21 protein-coding genes are annotated in these 21,406 nt (G+C 70.5%); 17 read left to right on the top strand and 4 right to left on the bottom strand.

Going from position 1 to position 21,406, the window contains the following annotated elements; all coding sequences use genetic code 11:
- The first annotated feature begins 5 nt into the window (after positions 1–5).
- Positions 6–1,691: a cytochrome P450 gene (locus tag VGJ14_20640; protein HEY2834836.1), complete on the top strand. Its 1,686-nt coding sequence runs from the start codon at positions 6–8 to the stop codon at positions 1,689–1,691.
- Here VGJ14_20640 and mftR read toward each other — a convergent pair.
- Positions 1,683–2,285 (bottom strand): mycofactocin system transcriptional regulator, encoded by a 603-nt coding sequence (gene mftR / locus VGJ14_20635; GenBank protein HEY2834835.1) that lies wholly within the window; start codon positions 2,283–2,285, stop codon positions 1,683–1,685. The genes VGJ14_20640 and mftR overlap by 9 nt on opposite strands.
- A 94-nt stretch (positions 2,286–2,379) precedes the next feature.
- Between mftR and mftA the strand changes: the two genes are divergently transcribed.
- The 6 genes from mftA (at position 2,380) to mftD (ending at position 7,851) form a co-directional block, all read left to right on the top strand.
- A complete protein-coding gene (mftA, locus tag VGJ14_20630; GenBank protein ID HEY2834834.1) occupies positions 2,380–2,466 on the top strand; it encodes a mycofactocin precursor MftA in 87 nt (28 codons plus the stop codon).
- A gap of 3 nt (positions 2,467–2,469) precedes the next feature.
- Complete coding sequence (mftC, locus tag VGJ14_20625; protein ID HEY2834833.1) at positions 2,470–3,645, top strand: mycofactocin radical SAM maturase; 1,176 nt, start codon at positions 2,470–2,472, stop codon at positions 3,643–3,645.
- A complete protein-coding gene (mftE, locus tag VGJ14_20620; protein ID HEY2834832.1) occupies positions 3,642–4,319 on the top strand; it encodes a mycofactocin biosynthesis peptidyl-dipeptidase MftE in 678 nt (225 codons plus the stop codon). The genes mftC and mftE overlap by 4 nt, the downstream gene beginning before the upstream one ends.
- 25 nt (positions 4,320–4,344) lie before the next feature.
- Positions 4,345–5,130, top strand: a complete 786-nt coding sequence (locus tag VGJ14_20615) for a mycofactocin-coupled SDR family oxidoreductase (GenBank protein ID HEY2834831.1) — start codon at positions 4,345–4,347, stop codon at positions 5,128–5,130.
- A 154-nt stretch (positions 5,131–5,284) separates the two neighbouring features.
- Positions 5,285–6,682 carry a mycofactocin biosynthesis glycosyltransferase MftF gene (gene mftF, locus VGJ14_20610; protein ID HEY2834830.1) on the top strand — a complete coding sequence of 466 codons (1,398 nt, stop codon included), beginning with the start codon at positions 5,285–5,287 and terminating at the stop codon, positions 6,680–6,682.
- Positions 6,679–7,851 (top strand): pre-mycofactocin synthase MftD, encoded by a 1,173-nt coding sequence (mftD, locus tag VGJ14_20605; protein HEY2834829.1) that lies wholly within the window; start codon positions 6,679–6,681, stop codon positions 7,849–7,851. The genes mftF and mftD overlap by 4 nt, the downstream gene beginning before the upstream one ends.
- 7 nt (positions 7,852–7,858) lie before the next feature.
- On the opposite strand, the gene VGJ14_20600 is transcribed toward mftD, so the two are convergent.
- From VGJ14_20600 to VGJ14_20590, 3 genes are all read right to left on the bottom strand, one after another.
- A complete protein-coding gene (locus tag VGJ14_20600) occupies positions 7,859–8,317 on the bottom strand; it encodes a hypothetical protein (protein HEY2834828.1) in 459 nt (152 codons plus the stop codon).
- Between the two features lie 118 nt (positions 8,318–8,435).
- Positions 8,436–9,032 (bottom strand): HAD family phosphatase, encoded by a 597-nt coding sequence (locus VGJ14_20595; protein ID HEY2834827.1) that lies wholly within the window; start codon positions 9,030–9,032, stop codon positions 8,436–8,438.
- A 45-nt stretch (positions 9,033–9,077) separates the two neighbouring features.
- Positions 9,078–10,064, bottom strand: a complete 987-nt coding sequence (locus VGJ14_20590; GenBank protein ID HEY2834826.1) for a magnesium transporter CorA family protein — start codon at positions 10,062–10,064, stop codon at positions 9,078–9,080.
- Between the two features lie 60 nt (positions 10,065–10,124).
- On the opposite strand from VGJ14_20590, the gene VGJ14_20585 reads away from it, so the two are divergent.
- From VGJ14_20585 to VGJ14_20540, 10 genes are all read left to right on the top strand, one after another.
- On the top strand, positions 10,125–11,093 hold the full coding sequence (locus VGJ14_20585) for an LLM class flavin-dependent oxidoreductase (GenBank protein ID HEY2834825.1): 969 nt from the start codon (positions 10,125–10,127) through the stop codon (positions 11,091–11,093).
- Positions 11,094–11,097: 4 nt separating this feature from the next.
- Complete coding sequence (locus VGJ14_20580) at positions 11,098–11,724, top strand: DUF1330 domain-containing protein (GenBank protein HEY2834824.1); 627 nt, start codon at positions 11,098–11,100, stop codon at positions 11,722–11,724.
- Positions 11,725–11,746: 22 nt separating this feature from the next.
- The gene (locus VGJ14_20575; protein HEY2834823.1) at positions 11,747–12,511 is read left to right on the top strand and encodes a glucose 1-dehydrogenase; all 765 of its coding nucleotides are present in this window, start codon (positions 11,747–11,749) and stop codon (positions 12,509–12,511) included.
- Positions 12,512–12,688: 177 nt separating this feature from the next.
- Positions 12,689–12,778: a K(+)-transporting ATPase subunit F gene (gene kdpF / locus VGJ14_20570; GenBank protein HEY2834822.1), complete on the top strand. Its 90-nt coding sequence runs from the start codon at positions 12,689–12,691 to the stop codon at positions 12,776–12,778.
- Entirely contained in the window at positions 12,778–14,436 is a 1,659-nt protein-coding gene (gene kdpA / locus VGJ14_20565; GenBank protein ID HEY2834821.1) for a potassium-transporting ATPase subunit KdpA, read from the top strand. The genes kdpF and kdpA overlap by 1 nt, the downstream gene beginning before the upstream one ends.
- Position 14,437: 1 nt before the next feature.
- Positions 14,438–16,534, top strand: a complete 2,097-nt coding sequence (gene kdpB, locus VGJ14_20560) for a potassium-transporting ATPase subunit KdpB (protein ID HEY2834820.1) — start codon at positions 14,438–14,440, stop codon at positions 16,532–16,534.
- Between the two features lie 11 nt (positions 16,535–16,545).
- Entirely contained in the window at positions 16,546–17,439 is an 894-nt protein-coding gene (locus VGJ14_20555) for a potassium-transporting ATPase subunit C (GenBank protein ID HEY2834819.1), read from the top strand.
- Positions 17,436–20,009 carry an ATP-binding protein gene (locus tag VGJ14_20550; protein ID HEY2834818.1) on the top strand — a complete coding sequence of 858 codons (2,574 nt, stop codon included), beginning with the start codon at positions 17,436–17,438 and terminating at the stop codon, positions 20,007–20,009. Before VGJ14_20555 ends, VGJ14_20550 begins: the two co-directional genes overlap by 4 nt.
- Entirely contained in the window at positions 20,006–20,707 is a 702-nt protein-coding gene (locus VGJ14_20545; GenBank protein HEY2834817.1) for a response regulator, read from the top strand. The genes VGJ14_20550 and VGJ14_20545 overlap by 4 nt, the downstream gene beginning before the upstream one ends.
- A 52-nt stretch (positions 20,708–20,759) precedes the next feature.
- Positions 20,760–21,236 carry a hypothetical protein gene (locus tag VGJ14_20540; GenBank protein ID HEY2834816.1) on the top strand — a complete coding sequence of 159 codons (477 nt, stop codon included), beginning with the start codon at positions 20,760–20,762 and terminating at the stop codon, positions 21,234–21,236.
- The last annotated feature ends 170 nt before the right edge of the window (positions 21,237–21,406 follow it).

Raw genomic sequence — 21,406 nt, 5'->3', positions numbered from 1 at the left:
CACCAATGGCGACGACGGCAGGAAAGCTAAGCGGACTCGAGCTCTTCGAGGGCTGCACCGACGATGATCTGGCGGTGCTGAGCCGGGCCGTGACCGGCGTACGCCAGGTCCGCGAAGGCGAGGTCGTCTGCGCCGAGGACGAGGTGGCCGATCGGTGGTGGATCGTCGTGGAGGGCCAGGCCGACGCCACCTGGCGAGGCCTCTACCTCGGCACAATCGCGGCGGGGGAGACCATCGGCGAGTTGGCCCTGCTCGACGGGCAGCCCCGCACCGCGACGGTCACTGCCACCACCGACATGGTGCTGGAAGAGCTAGACGGCGAGGGCTTCGTCGCGGCACTCCTCGAGGTCCCGCCGGTGGCCGTCGCTCTGCTCCGTCAGTTCGCCACCCGCCTGCGGCGGACCACCTACAGATTGCCGATGCTTCCGCCGCCACGGCCCCAGCCGCCGGCCCCGCCGCGGCCGGTCACCGTCGGCGTCGCGCACCCACGGCAGTTGGATCCCGGAGCCGACGGCTTTTTCGATGATCCGCACTCCCAGCTGACGGCACTGCGGGAGCAGGCCGCGGTGCACTGGTCCGATGCGATCAACTCCTGGGTGGTGACCCGGTATGAGGAGGTGCACGCCCTCAGCCGGGACCGATCGTTGCTCGGGTCCGTCGGCACCCTGGACCCCGCGGCCACCCTGACCGGTCAGCCGTCGGCGGCCGCCCAGCGCAGGTGCCTGGACAAGGCCATGTCCCGCCGCGACGGCGAGGACCACCTGCGGCTGCGCCGTCTGGTGTCCAAGGTCTTCACACCGCGGTCCCTGGGCCGCTGGAAGGACCGGGCGGATTACCTCGTCGAGCAACTCCTGGCCGAGGCGGCCGACAAGGGGAAGATCGACGTGATGAGCGAGTTCGCGCTCCCGCTTCCCGTCCAGATGATCTCAGAGATGCTCGGCATGCCCGCCGCCGACCACGGGCAGCTGCGGGCCTGGTCCCACACCCTGGCCAGAGCACTCGATCCGGCGCTCGCGGTGGCGGAGGACGAGGCGGCCACCGCCGCCGGGCAGGCCATGTTCGCCTACGTGGGGCAGGTCGTCGCGGACAAACGCAAGGACCCCGGTGACGACATCCTGACTGCCCTGATCGAGGCCGAGGAGGCGGGCGATCGGCTGACCACCGAAGAGATCCAGTCCAATGTGATGATCCTCTACATCGCCGGCCACGAGACGACCGCCAACCTGATCGGCAACGGGCTGACCAACCTCTTCCGCTTTCCCGAGCAGATGGACGTGCTGCGGGCCGACCCCGGCCTCGACGCCAACGCCGTTGAGGAAATGTTCCGCTACGACGGCCCCGCCCAGTTCACCCGGCGGGTCAACCCGGAGTCGCTCCAGCTCGATGGCATCACCATCCCGGCGGGCAGCCTGCTGACCCTGGCGCTGGGCTCGGCCAACCGCGACCCCCGTAAGTGGGGACCCACGGCCGACGTCATCGATGTTGCCCGCCGCGGCGCCAACGAGCACGTCGGCCTCGGCGGCGGCGCCCACTACTGCCTGGGCAACGCCCTGGCGCGACTGGAGGTCCGGGCCGCCCTGCCCGCGCTGCTCCGGCGCTTCCCGCGCATGCAGCCCGCCACTGCGGAACCGGTCTGGATGCACCGCATCACGCTGCGCGGCGTGGAAACGCTCCCCGTCCTCCTACGCTGAGCAACCGACGTTGGCGAATCCGGCGCCGAGCGCGGCGAGCGCCGCGTCCAGATAGACCGGCAGGTCCGCGTCCCCCAACGTCGCCCACCGATCGAAGGCCGCCCGCGCCGCCGCCAAGGTCGTGCGTGCAATGGCCAAGGGGTACAGCTCATCCGCCGCGACCCCAAGCCGCGCGGCGGCAAAAGCGGCCACCTCGCGTTCCCACGCGTCGTAGTGCCGCAGCGCCTCCGCGGCCAACTCCGGGTGGGTCGCGATCAGGTGCATCCGCAGCCGCAGCTCCGGCACATCCGCTGCCCGGTAGTGATTCACCCCCACCACCACCTGCCGGATGGCCGCCATCAACGGGGCGTCCGGCGCGATCTCGGCGAAGGCTGCACGCAATTCGGTGACCTCGGCGTCGAAGTCCCCCCACAACACCGCGGCCTTGGAGTCGAAGTATCGAAAGAACGTGCGCCGCGAGACCCCGGCCGCCGCGGCGATGTCCTCCACGGTGGTCTCGTGGTAGCCGAGCTCGGTGAACAGCCGAAGCGCGGCCTCTTCCAGTTCGCGCCCGCTGGTGCCCGGCGGTCTGCCGCGGCGCGGCGTCTCGTCCATGCGCACCAGCTTCACCCTTGAATTACGGCACTGCGTGCCGATAGTGTGCCAGAAATTCGGCACGCAGTGCCAGAACCCCACCTGAAGGAGCCCCATGAACCCCGTGAATCCCGACGAGGTCGTCACCGAGGATGTGCTCGTGGAAGAGGTCTCCATTGACGGCATGTGCGGCGTCTACTAACCGATGGTCGCCCCCCTCGTCGATGAGTTCGCGCTCGGCCTCGACGCCCCGATCTGCCTGACCTGGGAGCTCACCTACGCCTGCAACCTGGCGTGCGTGCACTGCCTGTCCAGCTCGGGGCGGCGTGACCCGCGGGAGTTGAGCACCGAACAGTGCAAGGCGGTGATCGACGAACTGGAGGGCATGCAGGTCTTCTATGTCAACATCGGCGGCGGCGAGCCGACGGTGCGCCCGGACTTCTTCGAGCTGCTGGACTACGCCACCGCGCATCACGTCGGGGTGAAGTTCTCCACCAACGGGGTGCGCATCACGCCCGCCGTGGCCCGCCGGTTGGCCGCCAACAGCTACGTCGACGTGCAGATCTCCCTGGACGGTGTGACCGCCGAGATCAACGACGCCATCCGCGGCCCCGGCTCGCACGCAACCGCGATGCGCGCCATGCAGAACCTGTACGACGCGGGCATGCGCGGGTTCAAGATCTCTGTGGTGATGACCCGTCACAACGTCGACCAGATCGATGAATACAAGGCGCTGGCCGACTCTTTCGACGCGCAATTGCGGCTGACCCGGCTGCGGCCCTCCGGTCGCGGTGCCGATGTCTGGCACGAGCTGCGGCTGCTGCCCGGGCAGCAGCGCGAGCTCTACGACTGGCTGGTCGCGCACGGCGAGGGTGTGCTCACCGGCGACTCGTTCTTCCACCTGGCCGCCTATGGCGCCGCATTGCCGGGGCTGAACCTGTGCGGCGCGGGCCGGGTGGTCTGCCTGATCGACCCGCTCGGCGACGTCTACGCCTGCCCGTTCGCCATTCACCCGGAGTTCCTGGCCGGCAACCTCACTGCACCCGGTGGCTTCGCGCACCTGTGGCGCACCAGTGACCTGTTCGCCGACCTGCGCAAGCCGCAGACCGGCGGCGCGTGCTCGTCCTGCTCTGCTTACGACGCCTGTCGCGGCGGCTGCATGGCGGCGAAGTTCTTCACCGGGCTGCCCCTGGACGGACCCGACCCGGAATGCGTACAGGGGCATGGGGAGTACGCGCTGGCCGGCGCCGTGTCCGCGCCGCGCTCCCCGGTGGACCACTCGCGCAAACTGCTGCCGCTCAGCGTGGCCGGCAAGCCGCACACGTCGCTTCCCGACCGAGCCTGCGACGTGAACCCGTTGGCCGGGCTGTCGGTGACATGACCCCGACGTTGGCCGATCTGACGTGGCCTCAGGTCGGGCGACGACCCGAAGCGCTGCTCGTAGTGCCGTTGGGTGCGACCGAACAGCACGGCCCGCATTTGCCGTTGTCGGTGGACACCGACGTGGCGGTCGCGCTGTGCCGGGGCTTGGCGCAGCGCCGCGAGGACGTGCTCGTCGCCCCGGCGCTGCCGTACGGGTCCAGCGGGGAGCACGCCGGGTTCCCCGGCACGTTGTCGATCGGGCAGGAGGCGCTGGAGTTGGTGCTGCTGGAGCTGGCCCGCTCGGCCACGGACACTTTTGCTCGGGTGCTGTTCGTGTCCGGACACGGCGGCAACGCCGAGCCGCTGACCCGCGCGGTGACCCGGCTGCGCAGCGAGGGTCGGGACGTGCGCGCGTTCGCGCCCACGTGGTCCGGTGACGTACACGCGGGCCGGGTGGAAACCGGTCTCGCGCTGGCGCTGGACCCGGCGCGGGTGCAGCTGGAGCTGGCGGTGGCCGGCGACGTGCGGCCGTTGGCCGCGATGTTGCCCGAGCTACGGGCCGGCGGGGTGCGCGCGGTCAGCCCGTCCGGCGTGCTGGGTGATCCGGCCGGCGCGGACGCCGACGAGGGGGCGGCGCTGTTGGTGCGGCTGGTAGCGGACCTGACCGACGCGGTGGCCCGGTGGTGGCCGTGACCCGGCCGGTGGCCCGGTGGTGGCCGTGACCCGGCCGGTGGCGTTGGTGACCGGGGCGGGCCGCGGCGTCGGTGCGGCCACGGTCAGCGCTCTGTGCCGCGCCGGGTGGAACGTGCTCGCCGTCGACGCGTGTGCGGACGACCCGCGGCTGGGTTATCGCCTGGCCGGCCGGGAGGACCTGGCTGCCGTGGTCGCCGCCGCAGGTGAGTCGGCCAAGGCGGTGATCGCCGACGTGCGCGATGCGGCCGCGCTGGTCGCCGCGGTGGCCCAGGCCGAGCAACGCTGGGGCGGGTTGGATGCGGCGATCGCCTGTGCCGGGGTGATCGCCGGCGGGATGCCGCAGTGGGAACTCGACCCCGGTCTTGAGCAGGTGGTGCTCGACGTCGACCTCGGCGGCGTACTGAACCTGGCCCGCGCCGCGATTCCCGCGCTGCTGCGCCGTCCGGAACCGCGCGGGGGGCGCTTCCTCGCCGTCGCCTCCGCGGCCGCCACCAAGGGGCTGCCGCAGCTGGCTGCCTACTGCGCGGCGAAGGCCGGGGTGGCCGGGCTGGTTCGGTCGCTGGCCGTGGAGTTGGCCGGCACCGGCGTCACCGCGAACGCCGTGTCCCCCGGTTCCACCAACACGGCCATGCTCACCGAGTCCGCCCGCCTCTATGGCCTCCCCTTCTCCGAAGCCTTCGCCGCGCAACAACCCCACGGCCGCCTGCTCGACCCCGCCGAGGTCGCGGCCGTCCTCACCTTCCTGGCCGGCCCCGACTCCTCCGCCATCACCGGCGCCATCGTCCCCGTCGACGGCGGGCTGGCACTGTGACCGGGCGTCGCTTCGCTCCGCTCATTCATGAGCGCAGCGACGACTGTCACACGCGGGGCGTCATCTCCGCGCCCGGATTGTCCAGGTTCCGTGACGCCTCACGTATGACAGAGCCCCGCCAGATCATGAATGAGCTGCGGATGGGACGCCCGCGGTGAGCGCGACACTGCCGCGGGGGTGGCGGGTGGAGTTGGACCGGACGGTGCGCCGGCCGCGCCGCGATCTGCTGGTGGGCGGGTCGCCGACACGGCTGCTGCGGCTGAGCCCCACCGGAGTGACCGCGCTGACCGAGGTGCGCGACGGGCCGATCCGCACCGCCGCGGGCGCGACACTGGCCCGCCGATTGACCGATGCCGGGTTGGCGCACCCCAAACCGGTTGGCGCCGCGACGGCAGAGCTGATCGTCGTGGTGCCCGCGCACAACCGCGCGGAACTGCTGGACCGTTGTCTGGCCGCGCTGGGCGCCGCCCACCCGGTGCTCGTCGTCGATGACGCCTCGTCAGATTCGGCCGGCATCGCAGCCGTTGCCGCCCGGCACGGCGCCCGCGTGACCCGCCGGGAAAGCAACGGCGGGCCGGCCGCGGCCCGCAATACCGGCCTGGCCGCCACCGACGCACCGCTGGTCGCGTTTGTGGACAGCGACTGCGCGCCGGACGTCGGTGCCCTGACCCGGCTGGCTGCGCACCTGGACGATCCGACGGTGGCCGCGGTGGCGCCGCGGGTGGTGCCCGACCGGCCGGGACCGCGGTCCGCGCTGGACCTCGGCCCGTACCCGGCACGGGTCGCGCCGGGCACCCGCATCGCCTACGTGCCGACCACCACGCTGGTGGTCCGCCGCGACGCACTCACCGACGGCTTCGACGAGACGCTGCGCTACGGCGAGGACGTCGACCTGATCTGGCGGCTGCACGCCGCGGGCCACGTCATCCGCTACGACCCGAGCGTGCGGGTGTGCCACGTCGAACCGTCGCAGCTGCGCCAACGGCTCGGCCGAAGGTTCCGCTACGGCACCTCCGCCGCACCCCTGACGCAGCGTCACCCCGACGCGTTCGTGCCGCTGGTGCTCGAGCCGTGGACCGGCGCGGCGCTGCTCGCCGCGGTCACCGGCCGCCCGCGCCTCGCCGTCGCCCTGCTGGCCGGCGCCGCGGCCGACGAACTGCACCGCCGCACAAAGACCGGTCTGCCCGCCGCGGGTGCCGCTCCCGCGCTGACCCAACGGCTGGCCTGGACCGCCCGCACCACCGGCAGCTACGCGCTGCAGACCGCCGCCCCGCTGGCGCTGGCCGCTCTGCTGCATCGCCGCACCCGGACCGGCACCGCCGCGCTGCTGCTCGCCGAACCCGTGGCCGCGTGGTGGTCCCGCCGCGCGCACGCCACCGACCCGTTCCGCTGGACCGCAACGCATCTGGCCGAGGACGTCGCCTACGGCGCCGGCGTGCTCGCCGGCTGCGCCCGCGCCCGCACGATCGCCCCGCTACTGCCGCGCATCCGCCGCGTCCGGGTGCGCCCCCCGACCGAAAGCCCGACCCGCCCCCTCAGGAGGACCCGATGAGCAGCGCCTGGTTCGAGACCGTTGCCGAGGCCCAGCGCCGCGCCAAGCGCCGGTTGCCCCGCTCGGTGTACAAGGCGCTGCTGGCCGGTTCCGAGCAAGGCATCACCTACCGGGACAACCTCAAGGCCTTCGGCGAGCTCGGTTTCGCCCCGCACGTGGCCGGCGCCGCGCAGGGCCGCGACCTCTCGACGCAGGTGATGGGCCAGCAGATCGCCCTGCCGGTGCTGCTCTCCCCGACCGGCGTGCAGGCGGTGCACCCGGACGCCGAACTCGGCGTGGCCCGCGCCGCGGCGGCCCGTGGCACCGCGATGGGCCTGAGCTCATTCGCGTCCAAACCGATCGAGGAGGTCGTCAGCCAGGGCGCCCCCACCTTCTTCCAGGTCTACTGGTGCGGCAGCCGGGAGGCCATCGTGGGTCGGCTGGAACGGGCCCGGGCGGCCGGTGCCACCGGGCTGATCATCACGCTGGACTGGTCGTTCTCCCATTCCCGGGACTGGGGCAGCCCGTCGATCCCGCAGTCCATCGATTTCAGGACCGCGTTGCGGTTCGCCCCCGAGGTGCTGGTCCGTCCGCAGTGGCTGTTGGACTTCGCGCGCAGCGGCAAACTGCCCGACCTCGCGGTGCCCAACATGGGCGGCAAGGACGACGCCGCGCCCGGCTTCTTCGCCGCCTACGGGGAGTGGATGGGCACGCCGCCGCCGTCCTGGGAGGACATTGCCTGGCTGCGTTCGCAGTGGGACGGCCCGTGCATGCTCAAGGGCATCATCCGGGTCGACGACGCCCGCCGCGCGGTGGACGCGGGGCTGTCCGCGATCTCGGTGTCCAACCACGGCGGCAACAACCTGGACGGCACCCCGGCCGCGATCCGGTCGCTGCCGGTGATCGCCGACGCGGTCGGCGACCAACTCGAGGTGCTGCTGGACGGCGGGATCCGCCGCGGCAGCGACGTCGCCAAGGCCGTGGCGCTGGGCGCGCGGGCCGTGATGATCGGCCGGGCCTACCTGTGGGGGCTGGCCGCGAACGGCCAGACCGGCGTGGAGAACGTGCTGGACATTCTTCGGGCCGGCCTGGACTCGACGTTGCTCGCGTTGGGCCGCGCGTCGGTCACGGATCTGACCCGCGACGACGTGCTGATCCCGCCGGGCTTTATCCGGGAGCTCGGCCTGTGACCCAGCGTCAGTCGATGGTGTGGTGCTCGCGCCGCAGGCGCAGATCGATCCGGATCAACTTGCCGGGCAACAGCAGCGAGTTCATCACGCCCTGCCCCTCGAAGGCCTTGCGGCACATGCGGCCCCTGTTGTCCCGATAGGTCGCCAGGAACACCACGTGCTGCTGTGAGGCCACGTTCTGGGTGAACGCGATGTCGTACATGCCCGGCCGCATGGCGCCCCACACGGTGCACGAGGTGGGCCCGGTGTCCAGCGTGTCCTGCCACGTCCGACCCTGGCCGTCGGCGTACACGTCGAAGGTCTCCAGCCCGTGCTTGCAGATCTTGATGTGTCCCCACGGCGCGACCGCGTGCCGGGCGTGATGCGCCGGCGCGTCCCCGGTACTCACCGCACCCGCGGTCCCGGCCGGCAGCAATGCACCAACCGCAGCGATGGCCAGCACGGCCGACCGACGTGACTTGCGCATGGGAGTCCCCCTCGATTGCTGTTCCCGACCGAGTGAATAACACCCGGCCGGACGGGGTCATCAGCGTTGGTCCGAATGGAATGTGCCCATGTTGACCCTCGCTACCGCACGCTCAGGGCTACAGGGAAACCCCGAACTGCTCCGCGAGGAACGCCACCGTCTCCGCCACCGAGACGTGTCGGTAGGTGTGCAGCCCCAGTTCACGGGCCGGTTTGAGGTTGCCGCCGATGTCGTCGACGAACACCATCTCCTCGGCGGGCAGGCCCATCGCCTCGATCGCCTTCTCGTAGATGGCCCGGTCCGGCTTGCGCACGCCGTGCTCGGCGGAGAGCACCACGACGTCGAACATCTCCGCCCACCGGGTGCGGTCGTAGTACTCCATGTCCCACGAGTTGGACAGCAGCCCGGTGCGCACCCCGGCCGCGTGTAGGTCCGCCACCGCGTGTGCCATGCGCTGCTCGTGCACCGAACCGGAGAACAACTCGTTGGCCAGGCCCGCCGGCGGCGCGTCGAGCACCACGGACAGCTTGGTCTCGAACTCGGGGATGCTCATCCGCCCGCACTCCAGGTCGAACAGCAACCCGCGGCCGGGCTCCTCCCGGAACACCGCCGCGACGCTGCCCACCGGCCGACCCTGGCGCTCGCACCAGACGTCGAACGACGCGAACACGTCGCTGGTGAGCACCCCACCCCAATCGATGAGCAGGCCCTTCACTCCAACGCCTCCCGCAACAACGTCACATCCCGAGCATGCCGGCCACTACCACCAGCCCTGACGTTTGGCCCAGCGCAACAGCCACGCCGACATGACCAACATGACCACCAGCACGCCCACCAGCTGGAACCACTCGGTCTTGCCGTTCACGATGACGTTCATGCCGTACACCGAGGCCAGGGCGGTGATGGGCAGCGTGATTACCGCGATCACCGCGAGCCGTTCCGCGGCGATGGTCATCTTGGTCTCGGTGCGGGCCCGGAAGTGCTCGATGACCCCGGCCAGGTAGTCCCGCTGTCCCTCGGCGAGGCTGGTCACCCGGCCGAACTGGTCGATGAGGTCGTCGAGGTAGGGCTTGTGGTCCGCGCTGACCTTGGTGCCCACCAGGCCGGATACCCGGCCGTACACCTCGCGGCTGGCCGAGGCCATGGTGCGTACCGCGAGCAGGCCGTGCCGGGCCCGGAACATGTCCTCGAGGAACTCCTCGGGGTCGCCGTCGTCGCCCGCGTTCACCGTCTGTTCCAGGCGCCACACCTCCTCGGTGGCCTGCTCCAGGAAGCGCTCCATGTGCCGGGCGATGGCGGACACGATCGCGTGGGAGAGCTCGAACGGCGTCGTCGGCAGGTACCGGCCGGCCTCGATCTTGGCCCGCACCGCGTCGGTCTCCTGCACGATCCGCTCGGACTGCACGTTCGGGTTGGCCGGGCCGTGCACGGTGACCAGGTAGCGCGTTCCCACGAACTGGTCGAGTTCCACGAAGTGCACGTGCCCCGAGGCGCCGGCCTCCGGGCTGTGCAGCACGTAGAACCGGTGGTCGGGGTAGACGTGCACCCGGGGCACCCGATTGCGCTGGGTGCAGTCGGTAACCGCGATGGGATGGAAGCCGAACACGTCGCGCAGCACCCGGTCGCTGGTCGGGTCGCAGGCCGGGATGTCGACCCAGACGATGCCCTTCTCCGCGGCCAGCAGGTCCGGGAGCTCCCCGACGCCATGCACCGAGATGCCGTCGTCGGTGATCAGATCCACGCGCACGCGCGGAATCTAGCGCCTGCGGGTTAACGACGCGATCCGGCTCGGGTGTAGTAGTGGTCCATGAAGCTGTCCTGTGCGTTCGACACCTCGCTGGACACCCCGGAGCACGTGCGCATCGCCGAGGAACTCGGCTACGAGCGCGCCTGGCTCTACGACTCACCGCCCCTCCTGGCCGACCTGTGGACCCAGATCACCCGCGCCGCCGATCGCACCGACCGGATCGGGCTCGGTGCCGGTGTGCTGATCCCTAACCTGCGGCATCCCTCGACCACCGCCTCCGCGATCGCCACGCTGGTCGGCGTCGCCGGTCGGGAACGCGTCGCGGTCGGCATCGGCACCGGCTACACCGGCCGGATGGCGCTGGGTCAGAAACCGCTGGCCTGGGCCTCGGTCGCGGAATACATCCGCACCGTGAAGGCCCTGCTGCGAGGTGAGGAGACGCTCTGGGACGGCCAACTGATCAAGATGATGGCCTGGCCGGGCTTCCTGCCGGATCGGCCCATCGAGTTGCCCTGGGTGGTCGCCGCGATGGGCCCCAAGGGGGAGGCGACGGCCCGTCGGGAGGCCGACGGGGTGTTTGTGGTGGACCAGGCCGTCCCCGGCTTCGACTGGAACATCTTGCTGGCGTTCGGCACGGTGCTACGTCCCGGCGAGGACCCGAACTCCGCGCGCGTGCTCAACGCCGCCGGCCCCGGCGCCGCGGTGCTGTACCACTTCGCGGTTGCGCACAACAACCTCGACCTGGTGCCCGGCGCCAAGGAGTACGCCGCCCTGTATGACGACGTCGCACCCGAGCGTCTGCACCTCGAGCTGCACTACGGGCACCTGTGCGGGCTCAACGAACGCGACCAGAAGTTCATCAACGGCGACATGCTGGCCGGTGCCGGGCTCGCGTTGTCCCGGCAGGGCTGGCAGGAGAAGGTCGCCGGCCTCGCGGCGCAGGGCGTCACCGAACTCGTCTACCAACCGATCGGCGACTCCATTCCCGGTGAGCTGGAGGATTTCGCCGCCATGTTCCGGGGAGCGTGAGGGTATGCCTGCATACGTAGTGATCACCAGTGACGTCCACGACCCCGAGCGCCTGGGCAAGGAGTACGGCCCGGTCGCCAACAGCACGCTGACCAAGCACGGCGGCCGGGTGCTGGCCGCCGGCAACCGCACCGAGAACCCCGAGGGCGGCATGCTACGCAGCCGGGGGCTGATCCTGGAACTGCCCGACCTGGACACCGCGTTGCGCTGGTCGCAGGACCCGGAGTACACGGCGGTGGCGAAGGTCCGCGAGGAGACCTCCACCACCTCGGCCATCGCCGTGGCCGGCATGGACGCGCCGGCCCCGCGGGTGTCAGCGAGTGAGCCCTCTTCACCAGCGGGTGGGGCGTTCGCGGTCGTGACCCTGGAGTTGACCGATCCGCAGCGCTTCACCGAGGAGTACATCCCGGCCACGATGGCGCTCATCATCAAGCACGGTGGGCGCATGCTGGCCGGGGTGGGGGACGCGGAAGTGCTGTACGGCAAGGATTTCCGTGAGCGCACCGTCATCGTCGAGTTCGACGACATGGACACCGCGTTGGGCTGGTACAACTCACCGGAGTACGCGCCGTTGATCAAGCTGCGCCAGGAGACCACGAACGGGGACCTGGTCATCATCAGCGGCGACTGACCCGCGGGCCTCAGGGAGTGCCATGACCGGTATCGCCGACGCACTGTTCGATCTGTCCGGCAAGGTGGCGGTGGTCACCGGTGGTAGCCGCGGCCTGGGCCACGAAATGGTGCACGCCTTCGCCGCCCAGGGTGCGGACATCGTGGTGGTCTCCCGCAAGTCCGCGGACTGTGAGGCAACCGCGGCGGAGGTCCGTGAGCGTTACCAGTGCCGTGCGCTGGCGCTGCCCACCAACGTCAGCGACTGGACGCAGTGCGACATCCTCGTCGAGCAGGTGTACAACGCCTTCGGTCGGGTGGACGTGCTGGTGAACAATGCGGGCCTCTCGCCGCTCTATGACAGCCTCGTCGGCGTCTCCGAAGCCCTGTTCGACAAGGTCATCGGGGTGAACCTCAAGGGCCCGTTCCGGCTCACCGCGCGGATCGGTGAGCGGATGGCCGCCGATGGCGGCGGCTCGATCATCAACATCTCCTCGGTCGGCTCGATCCGGCCCTCGCCCGACTACTTGCCCTACGCGGCGGCCAAGGCGGGTCTCAACGCGCTGACCGAGGGCTTTGCCAGGGCCTGGGCGCCGCACGTGCGGGTGAACGGCATCATGGCCGGCCCGTTCCGCACTGACATCGCCAAGGCCTGGGACCCGACCCAGGAACAGGAGTGGTTCGGCGCGATGGCCATGGGCCGGGCCGGCGAGCCGGACGAGATCATCGGCGCCGCGCTGTACTTCGCCTCGGCCGCCTCCAGCTTCGCCACCGGCGCGATCCTGCGGGTGGACGGCGGCACGCCCTGACATCAGGGCCGCATAGGTATTCGCGGTCGCCGCGTAGGAATCGCGTCAAGACCCGCTGACGGCGCGTTGCCCGCGCGCTGTGCTGAGCTACGTGACCGGTTCTGACCTGCTGTATGTACTGCTGACCGTCGTGGTGTTCGGGCTGTTCGGTGCCGTGGTGCGCGGGCTGGGTTCGCTGTGAGCGGCGACAACGTCGTCGGGCTGATTATCGCCGCCGGGTTGCTGGTGTTCTGCCTGGCCGCGTTGCTGTTCCCGGAGAAGTTCTGATGGGGCCCACCGGTGCAGGCATCGTGTTCATCGCCACGCTCGCCCTCGCGCTGATCGTCGTGCACATCCCGCTCGGCGACTACATGTACCGCGTCTTCACCTCGCAGCGGCACCTGCGGGCCGAGCGCGCCCTGTACCGGATGATCGGGGTGGACGCCGACGCCGAGCAGACCTGGTCGGCCTACGCGCGCAGTGTGCTCGCTTTCTCCGTGGTCTCGGTGGTCGGTCTGTATCTGCTGCTGCGGTTGCAGGGTCACCTGCCCGGCAATCTCGGCTTCGCCGGGGTGGCGCCGGCGCTGGCCTGGAACACCGCAGCCAGCTTCGTCACGAACACGAACTGGCAGGCCTACTCCGGGGAATCGACGCTGGGTCACCTGGCCCAGATGGCCGGCCTGGCGGTGCAGAACTTCGTCTCCGCGGCGGTGGGGATCGCGGTGGCGATCGCGTTGGTGCGCGGCTTCGCGCGCAACCGCACCACCGGCCTGGGCAACTTCTGGGTGGACCTGACCCGCACCTGCACCCGGATCCTGCTGCCGATCTCGGTGATCGGCGCGACCGTGCTGATCGCCGGCGGCGCGGTGCAGAACTTCTCCGGCCACCGCACGGTGACCACACTGGCCGGCGGAACCCAGGCGATTCCCGGTGGTCCGGTGGCCAGCCAGGAGGTCATCAAGGAACTCGGCACCAACGGCGGCGGGTTCTACAACGCCAACTCCGCGCACCCGTTCGAGAACCCCACCGCGTGGACCAACTTCATCGAGATCTTCCTGCTGCTGGTGATTTCCTTCTCGCTGCCGCGCACCTTCGGCCGGATGGTCGGCGACGTGCGGCAGGGCACCGCGATCGTCGCGGTGATGGCGATCCTCTGGATCGGCAGTGTGATCGCGATGAACGCCTTCCAGATCGCCCATCACGGGACCAACCCGATGGCCGCGGGCGGGGCGTTCGAGGGAACGGACACCCGGTTCGGGGTGCCGGACTCGGCGACGTTCGCCTCGTCCACCACCTTGACCTCGACCGGCGCGGTGAACTCCTTCCATGACTCCTACACCGCACTGGGCGGCGCGGTTGCCCTGCTCGACATGATGCTCGGCGAGGTCGCGCCCGGCGGGACCGGCTCTGGCCTGTACGGCATGTTGATCCTTGCGGTGATCACGGTGTTCGTCGCGGGCCTCATGGTCGGGCGCACCCCGGAGTACCTGGGCAAGAAGATCGGCGCGCGGGAGATGAAGTTCGCCGCCACCTACCTGCTGATCACCCCGATCGTGGTGCTGGTCGGCACCGGCGTCGCGATGTCGGTGCCCTCCGCGCGCGCCACCATGCTCAACCACGGCCCGCACGGGTTCTCCGAGGTGCTCTATGCGTTCACCTCGGCGGGCAACAACAACGGCTCGGCGTTCGCCGGTATCGGGGTGAACACCACGTTCTGGAATACCGCGCTGGGCTTGGTCATGCTCATCGGCCGGTTCCTGCCGATGGTGTTCGTCCTCGGCCTGGCCGGGTCGTTGGCGAGCCAGGGCAGCGTGCCGCCGTCGGCGGGCACGTTGCCCACGCACCGGGCGCAGTTCGTTGGCATGGTCACCGGCGTGGTGCTGATCGTGGTCGCGCTGACCTACCTGCCGGCGTTGGCGCTCGGCCCGTTCGCGGAAGGAATCTGACGTGCTGTCATTCGCGATGGTGTGGCGCAGCGTGCCGGACGCGCTGGCCAAGCTGAACCCGTGCACGCTGTGGCGCAACCCGGTCATGTTCGTCGTCGAGGTCGGCGCGGTGTGGACCACCGTGCCGGCCGCCCGCGACCCGTCGGTGTTCGCGGTGTCGATCGCCGGGTGGCTGTGGCTGACCGTGGTGTTCGCCAACCTGGCCGAGGCCGTCGCGGAGGGCCGGGGCAAGGCCCAGGCGGCCACGTTGCGGGCCGCGAAGCGGGACACCATGGCGACCCGGCTGATCGGTTGGATGCCTGGCCTCGGTTTCCCGTTGGTAGAACAGGAAACCGTGCCGGCGGCGCAACTGACCCGGGGCGACCACGTCGAGGTGAGGGCGAATCAGATCGTGCCCGGCGACGGGGACATCGTCGAGGGCATCGCCAGCATCGACGAATCCGCGATCACCGGGGAGTCCGCGCCGGTGATCCGCGAGTCCGGTGGTGACCGGTCCGCGGTGACCGGCGGCACCACAGTGCTCTCCGACCGCATCGTCGTGCGGATCACCCAACGGCCGGGCGAGTCGTTCCTGGACCGGATGATCGCGTTGGTGGAGGGCGCCAACCGGCAGAAGACGCCGAACGAGATCGCGTTGAACATCCTGCTCGCCTCGTTGACGGTGATCTTCCTGTTGGCGGTGGCCACGCTGCAGCCGATGGCCATCTTCGCCAAGACCACCCAGCCCGGCGTGCCGGACTCCGCGGCGCTGACCAACGACGGCGTCACCGGCATCGTGCTGGTCTCGCTGCTGGTCTGCCTGATCCCGACCACCATCGGAGCGTTGCTGTCCGCGATCGGCATCGCGGGCATGGACCGCCTGGTGCAACGCAACGTGCTGGCCATGAGCGGTCGGGCGGTCGAGGCCGCCGGTGACGTGAACACGTTGCTGCTGGACAAAACGGGGACCATCACCTACGGCAACCGACAGGCCACCGCTTTCTCTCCGGCGATCGGCATCACCACCGACGAGCTGACCCGGGCGGCCACGCTGGCCAGCCGCGCCGACGAAACCCCGGAGGGTCGCTCGATCGTTGCGTTGGCCGAACGCGAGTTCGCGGTGCCCGAGGACCCCGACAGCGCGTTAGCCACCTTCGTGCCATTCACCGCGCAGACCCGCATGTCCGGCGCGGACCTGTCCGCGAACGGCTCTTCACGGCAGCTGCGCAAGGGCGCGGCCACCGCGATCGCCGCCTGGGTGCGGGAGAACGGCGGCGAGGGACCGTCGGATGAGATTCACGAGGTGGTGGACGGCATCGGCGCCTCCGGGGGGACCCCGCTGGTGGTGGCCGAGTGGGTACCCGGCCGCCCGGCCCGGGTGCTCGGCGTGATCGCGCTGTCCGACGTGGTCAAGACCGGCATGCGCGAGCGCTTCGACCAGCTGCGGCAGATGGGCATCCGCACGGTGATGATCACCGGCGACAACCCGCTGACCGCGCGGGCCATCGCCGCCGAGGCGGGGGTCGACGACTTCCTCGCCGAGGCCACGCCCGAGGACAAGATGGCGCTGATCAAGCGCGAGCAGGCCGGCGGCAAGCTCGTCGCGATGACCGGCGACGGCACCAACGACGCCCCCGCACTGGCTCAGGCCGACGTGGGTGTGGCGATGAACTCCGGGACGGCCGCGGCCAAGGAGGCCGGGAACATGGTCGACCTGGACTCCGACCCCACCAAACTCATCGAGATCGTGGCGATCGGCAAGCAGTTGCTGATCACCCGCGGCGCGTTGACAACGTTCTCCATCGCCAATGACATCGCGAAGTTCTTTGCGATCATCCCGGCGATGTTCGTGGTCGCCTACCCGCGGCTGGACCGCCTCAACGTGATGCATCTGCACAGCCCGCAATCCGCGATCCTGTCCGCGGTCATCTTCAACGCGGTGGTCATCGTCGCGCTGATCCCGCTGGCGTTGCGCGGGGTGCGCTACCGCCCCGGCTCGGCGTCCGCGCTGCTGCGGCGCAACCTGTCCGTCTATGGCCTCGGTGGGGTGGTGGTGCCGTTCCTCGGCATCAAGCTCATCGACCTCGCCGTCCAGTACCTGCCGGGCCAGAGCTTCTGAGAGAGGGCCTGATGCGTAATCAGTTCCAGGTACCGCCGTGGGCACGCACCCACCTGGCCGCCGTCCGCACCTTCGCAGTGCTGACCGCGCTACTCGGCCTGATCTACCCGGTCGTGATGGTCAGCATCGCCCAAGCGCCCGGCCTGCACCACCGCGCCGAGGGCTCGCTGGTCGTCTTCGACGGGAAGACCGTGGGCAGCGCGCTGCTCGGCCAGAACTTCACCGACAAAGACGGCAACCCGCTGCCGCAGTACTTCCAGCCGCGGCCGTCCAACGCCGGCAAGGGCTACGACCCGACCAGCAGCGGCGCCGGCAACCTCGGCCCGGAGGACATCGCCGACATCGACGGACGCACCTCGCTGCTCACCACGATCTGCGGCCGCGCCGTCGCGGTGGCCACCTTCGAGGGGCTGCCGAAATCGGCTGCGGCCCGGCCGTACTGCACGCCGGGCGGCGTCGGCGCGGTGCTCGCCGTGTTCGGCCCGCGCGACTCTGCCGGCCGGGTGGCAGGAGTGGACAAGGTGATCAGCGTCAACGAGGCCTGCCCGGCCACGCCGTTCCTGCACGACTACCGCGGCGTGACCGTGCAGTGCGAGCAGCCCGGCACTGACGTCGCGCCCGCGGTGCTGGTGGCGATCCGCGGTAATGGCCCGGCCGACCCGGTGATCCCGCCGGATGCGGTCACCGCGAGCGGCAGCGGCCTGGACCCGCAGATCTCCCCGGCCTACGCGCGGCTGCAGGCCGACCGGATCGCCACCCAACGCGGCATGACCCGCGATGAGGTGCTCCGCCTCATTGCCGTGCACACCACCGAGCGCACACTTGGCTTCATGGGTGAACCCGCGGTCAACGTGCTGGAGCTCAACACGGACCTGGACCGGCAGCATCCGGTCGCCCGGACGTGAGTCGAGGCCGCCTGCGTATCTACCTCGGGGCTGCTCCCGGGGTCGGCAAGACCTATGCCATGTTGGGCGAGGGGCGGCGTCGCGCGGAGCGCGGTGCCGACGTCGTGGTCGGGTTGGTGGAGACCCATGCCCGGCCGAAGACCGCGGAGATGGTCGCCGACCTCGAAGTCCTGCCGCGCCGCGAGCTCAGCTACCGCGGGGTGGCCTTCGCCGAACTCGACACCGACGCGCTGATTGCCCGTCACCCCGAGGTCGCGCTGATCGACGAACTCGCGCACACCAACGTGCCCGGCTCGGTGCACACCAAGCGCTGGCAGGACGTGGACGCGATCCTCGACGCCGGTATCGACGTCATCACTACCGTCAACATCCAGCACCTGGAATCGCTCAACGACGTGGTCGAGGACATCACCGGGGTCAAACAGCGGGAGACCGTCCCGGACGAGGTGGTCCGTCGCGCCGACCAGGTAGAGATCGTCGACATGACGGCCGAGGCGCTGCGCCGCCGGATGGCGCACGGCAACATCTACCCGCCCGACCGCATCGACGCCGCGCTCGGCCGGTACTTCCGCGTCGGCAACCTGACCGCGCTGCGGGAACTGGCGCTGCTCTGGCTGGCCGACAAGGTCGACGACCAACTCGACCGCTACCGCGCCGAGCACAACATCTCCGGTACCTGGGAAACCCGCGAGCGCGTCGTGGTTGCGCTGACCGGCGGGCCGGAGGGCGAGACGCTGATCCGCCGGGCGGCCCGTATCGCCGAACGCGCCCGCGGGGCGGACCTGCTCGCCGTGCACGTCGGCCGAACCGATGGCCTGGCCGGCGCGGACCGCGCAATGCTGTCCACCCAAAGGCAGTTGGTCGAGGGCCTGGGCGGCAGCTACCACGACGTGATCGGCGACGACGTGCCGCGCGCGTTGCTGGAGTTCGCCACCGGCGTCAACGCCACTCAATTGGTACTGGGCACCAGCCGACGCGGCCGGTTCGCCCGCGCGCTGTCCGCGGGCGTCGGCGCCACCGTCACTGCGCGGTCCGGGACCATCGACGTGCACCTGGTCACCCATGACGCGGCACCCCCGCCCCGTACCCCGCGACGCACCCCGCCCGCGCTGAGTCGGCGGCGGCAGGTGAGCGGATTCACCACCGCGCTGATCGGCCTGCCCGCGCTCACCGTGGCGCTGAGCCACGTGCGCACCCACATCGCGCTGTCCAGCGACATCATGCTGTTCCTGATGCTGGTCGTCGCGGTCGCGTTGATCGGCGGGCTGTGGCCGGCCCTGACCACGGCGCTGGTCGGTTCGGCGTTGTTGAACTACTGGTTCACCCCACCCATCCACAAATGGACGATCTCCCACCACGACAACCTGCTCGGCATCACCGCTTACGTGTGCGTGGCGATCGCGGTGTCCGCGGTGGTGGACCTGGCCGCGCGGAGGGCCCGCGACGCCACCCGGGCGGGTGCGGACGCGGAGATCCTGGCCTCCCTCGCCGACGCGGTGCTGCGCGGGGAGCGGGCGGTGACCGACTTGCTGACCCGGTTGCGGGAGATCTACGCGCTGAGTTCGGTGGCGCTGCTGGAACGACAACCTGACGCACCGTCATCCTGGAGCGTGGTCGCGTGCGCGGGTGAGGAATGCCCGACCCCGGCGCAGGCAGACACCGAGGTCGCCGTCGCGGACAACCTGGTGCTGGTGCTGCGCGGCCCGGCGCTGCCGGCCGGCAGCAGGCGGGTGTTGGAGGCCTTCGGCGCGCAGACGGTCCTGGCCCTGCGGCAGCAGCGGCTGACCGAGGCGGCCGAGGCCACCGAGCCGTTGCTGCGCGCCGACCAGGTGCGCCGCGCGTTGCTCTCCGCGGTCAGCCACGACCTGCGCACCCCGTTGGCGTCGGCCCGGGCGGCGGTGCAGAGCCTGCGCGACGACAGCATTGTGTGGCAACCGGAAGAACGCGGCGAGTTGTTGGCCACCGCTCACGAGTCGTTGGACCGCCTCGACGGGCTGGTCGCGAACCTGCTCGACATGAGCCGGCTGCAATCCGACGCGCTGGGCCTGGTGCCCGTGCCGCTGGCCGTCGAGGACGTGGTGCCGCACGCCCTGGACGAACTCGGCCCGGCCTCGGCCGGGGTGCGCATCTGCGTGCCGCCGGACCTGCCGGAGATCCTCGCCGACCCCGGCCTGCTGGAACGGATCCTGGTGAACCTGGTGGCCAATGCGATGCGGTTCAACCCGGCGGGTCGACCGGTGCTGGTCTCGGCCAGTTCTCTGGGCGACACCGTGGAGATCCGGGTCGTCGATTACGGTCCGGGCATCCCGGCCGCCGACCGGGAGCGGGTGTTCCAGGCCTTCCAACGCCTCGGCGACCGCGACAACCACAACGGCGTGGGGCTGGGGTTGGCCGTGGCCCGGGGCCTGGCCGAGGCCATGGGCGGCAGCGTGACCCCGGAGGACACCCCGGGCGGCGGGCTCACCATGGTGTTGGCCATGCCGTGCGTGCCGGACCACCCTGGCGTCCGGACCACCGTGAGCCATAGCTCACCCCTTTTCGGACGCCCGGTGGGGATGATGGACCGATGAGCGCGCGGCATGCGGGTAACGGCGCCCGGGTGCTGGTGGTCGACGACGACCCGAACATCCTGCGCGCGCTGCAGGTGAACTTCCGTGCTCGCGACTACGAGGTGGCCAGCGTGGCCAGCGGTGCTGCCGCGCTGCAGAAGGCTGCGCAGTGGCAGCCGGACCTGGTGCTGCTCGATCTGGGCCTGCCGGACATCGACGGGGTGGAGGTCATCCATGGCCTGCGCGGCTGGACCGCGGTGCCGATCGTGGTGCTGTCCGGGCGCGCGGGCAGCCGGGACAAGATCGAGGCGCTGGACGCCGGCGCGGATGACTACGTCACCAAGCCGTTCGAACTGGAAGAACTCCTCGCCCGGGTGCGTGCCGTCACCCGCCGCGTGGTCGCCGAGGAAGCCACGGCCGCCGCGACAATCGGCACCTACCTGGTGGACCTCGTCGCGCACACCGTGCGTTCTGCCGACGGCGCGGATGTGCACCTGACCAAGACCGAGTGGCAGCTCGCCGAGATCCTGCTGCGCAACCCCGGCAAGCTGGTGCCGCAGCGCTACCTGTTGGAACAGATCTGGGGCCCGACGTATGTGACGCAGACTCAGTATCTGCGCCAGTACATGAACCAACTGCGGCACAAGTTGGAGCCGGACCCGTCCCGGCCGCGTCACCTGATCACCGAACTGGGCATGGGCTACCGCTTCGTTCCGTGAAACTGCTTGACTTTCCTACCCGGAAAGTCGACGCTACTTTCCTAACGGGAAAGTGAGGCGTGCGGTGCAGAACATCTCCCCGGAGGAGGCTCGTTCGGCTCTCGGCGTGACGGCGGATGCCCGTCGCCGGGTGGCCGATGAGGTGGGCCTGCCACGGTTGTACTGGTGGGTGATGGCGGGGGCCTGGGTGGTGCTGGGTGTGATCGGCGACCTCGGGCCCTGGTGGGCGGCGTCGATCGCCACCATCGCCTTCGGCGTGGGCCACTCCACGGTCGCGTCGAGGCTGTTGGCCGGCCGTCGGCGCACGCAGGGGCTGCAGGTCAGCGCCGACGTCGCCGGGCGGCGCACCCCGCTGATCGTGATCGCCATGCTGCTCGGACTGGTGGCGATCACCATCGCCGCGGGGTTCGCCCTGGACGCCGACGGCGCCGGCCACGCCGGCATCTGGGCCGCGCTGTTCACCGCGATGATCGTCGGTTTCGGCGGCCCGGAGGTGCTGCGCGTGCTCCGGCGCTGGGCGCGGGCATGACCCGGGCCCGCTTCGACGAGTTAATCCATCCCAGCACCCGGCTGTCCCTGGTGGCCACCCTGGCCGCCGTCGACTGGGCCGAATTCGCCTACCTGAAGGAAAGACTGAGCCTGTCCGACTCGGCGCTGTCCAAGCAGCTCGCCACGTTGGAGGACGCCGGCTACGTGCAC

Source organism: Sporichthyaceae bacterium (genome assembly GCA_036493475.1).
Lineage (GTDB): Bacteria > Actinomycetota > Actinomycetes > Sporichthyales > Sporichthyaceae > DASQPJ01.
This window is presented reverse-complemented; position numbering and strand designations above follow the sequence as displayed.

Bases quoted from the DNA above. Each gene is read 5' to 3' on its own strand.
- VGJ14_20640 (HEY2834836.1), top strand. From the start codon at position 6: ATGGCGACGACGGCAGGAAAGCTAAGCGGACTCGAGCTCTTCGAGGGC.
- mftE (HEY2834832.1), top strand. From the start codon at position 3,642: ATGACCCCGACGTTGGCCGATCTGACGTGGCCTCAGGTCGGGCGACGA.
- mftA (HEY2834834.1), top strand. From the start codon at position 2,380: ATGAACCCCGTGAATCCCGACGAGGTCGTCACCGAGGATGTGCTCGTG.
- mftD (HEY2834829.1), top strand. From the start codon at position 6,679: ATGAGCAGCGCCTGGTTCGAGACCGTTGCCGAGGCCCAGCGCCGCGCC.
- VGJ14_20585 (HEY2834825.1), top strand. From the start codon at position 10,125: ATGAAGCTGTCCTGTGCGTTCGACACCTCGCTGGACACCCCGGAGCAC.
- VGJ14_20545 (HEY2834817.1), top strand. From the start codon at position 20,006: ATGAGCGCGCGGCATGCGGGTAACGGCGCCCGGGTGCTGGTGGTCGAC.
- VGJ14_20555 (HEY2834819.1), top strand. From the start codon at position 16,546: ATGCGTAATCAGTTCCAGGTACCGCCGTGGGCACGCACCCACCTGGCC.
- mftC (HEY2834833.1), top strand. From the start codon at position 2,470: ATGGTCGCCCCCCTCGTCGATGAGTTCGCGCTCGGCCTCGACGCCCCG.
- VGJ14_20600 (HEY2834828.1), bottom strand. From the start codon at position 8,317: ATGCGCAAGTCACGTCGGTCGGCCGTGCTGGCCATCGCTGCGGTTGGT.
- mftR (HEY2834835.1), bottom strand. From the start codon at position 2,285: ATGGACGAGACGCCGCGCCGCGGCAGACCGCCGGGCACCAGCGGGCGC.
- VGJ14_20580 (HEY2834824.1), top strand. From the start codon at position 11,098: ATGCCTGCATACGTAGTGATCACCAGTGACGTCCACGACCCCGAGCGC.
- VGJ14_20575 (HEY2834823.1), top strand. From the start codon at position 11,747: ATGACCGGTATCGCCGACGCACTGTTCGATCTGTCCGGCAAGGTGGCG.
- kdpA (HEY2834821.1), top strand. From the start codon at position 12,778: ATGGGGCCCACCGGTGCAGGCATCGTGTTCATCGCCACGCTCGCCCTC.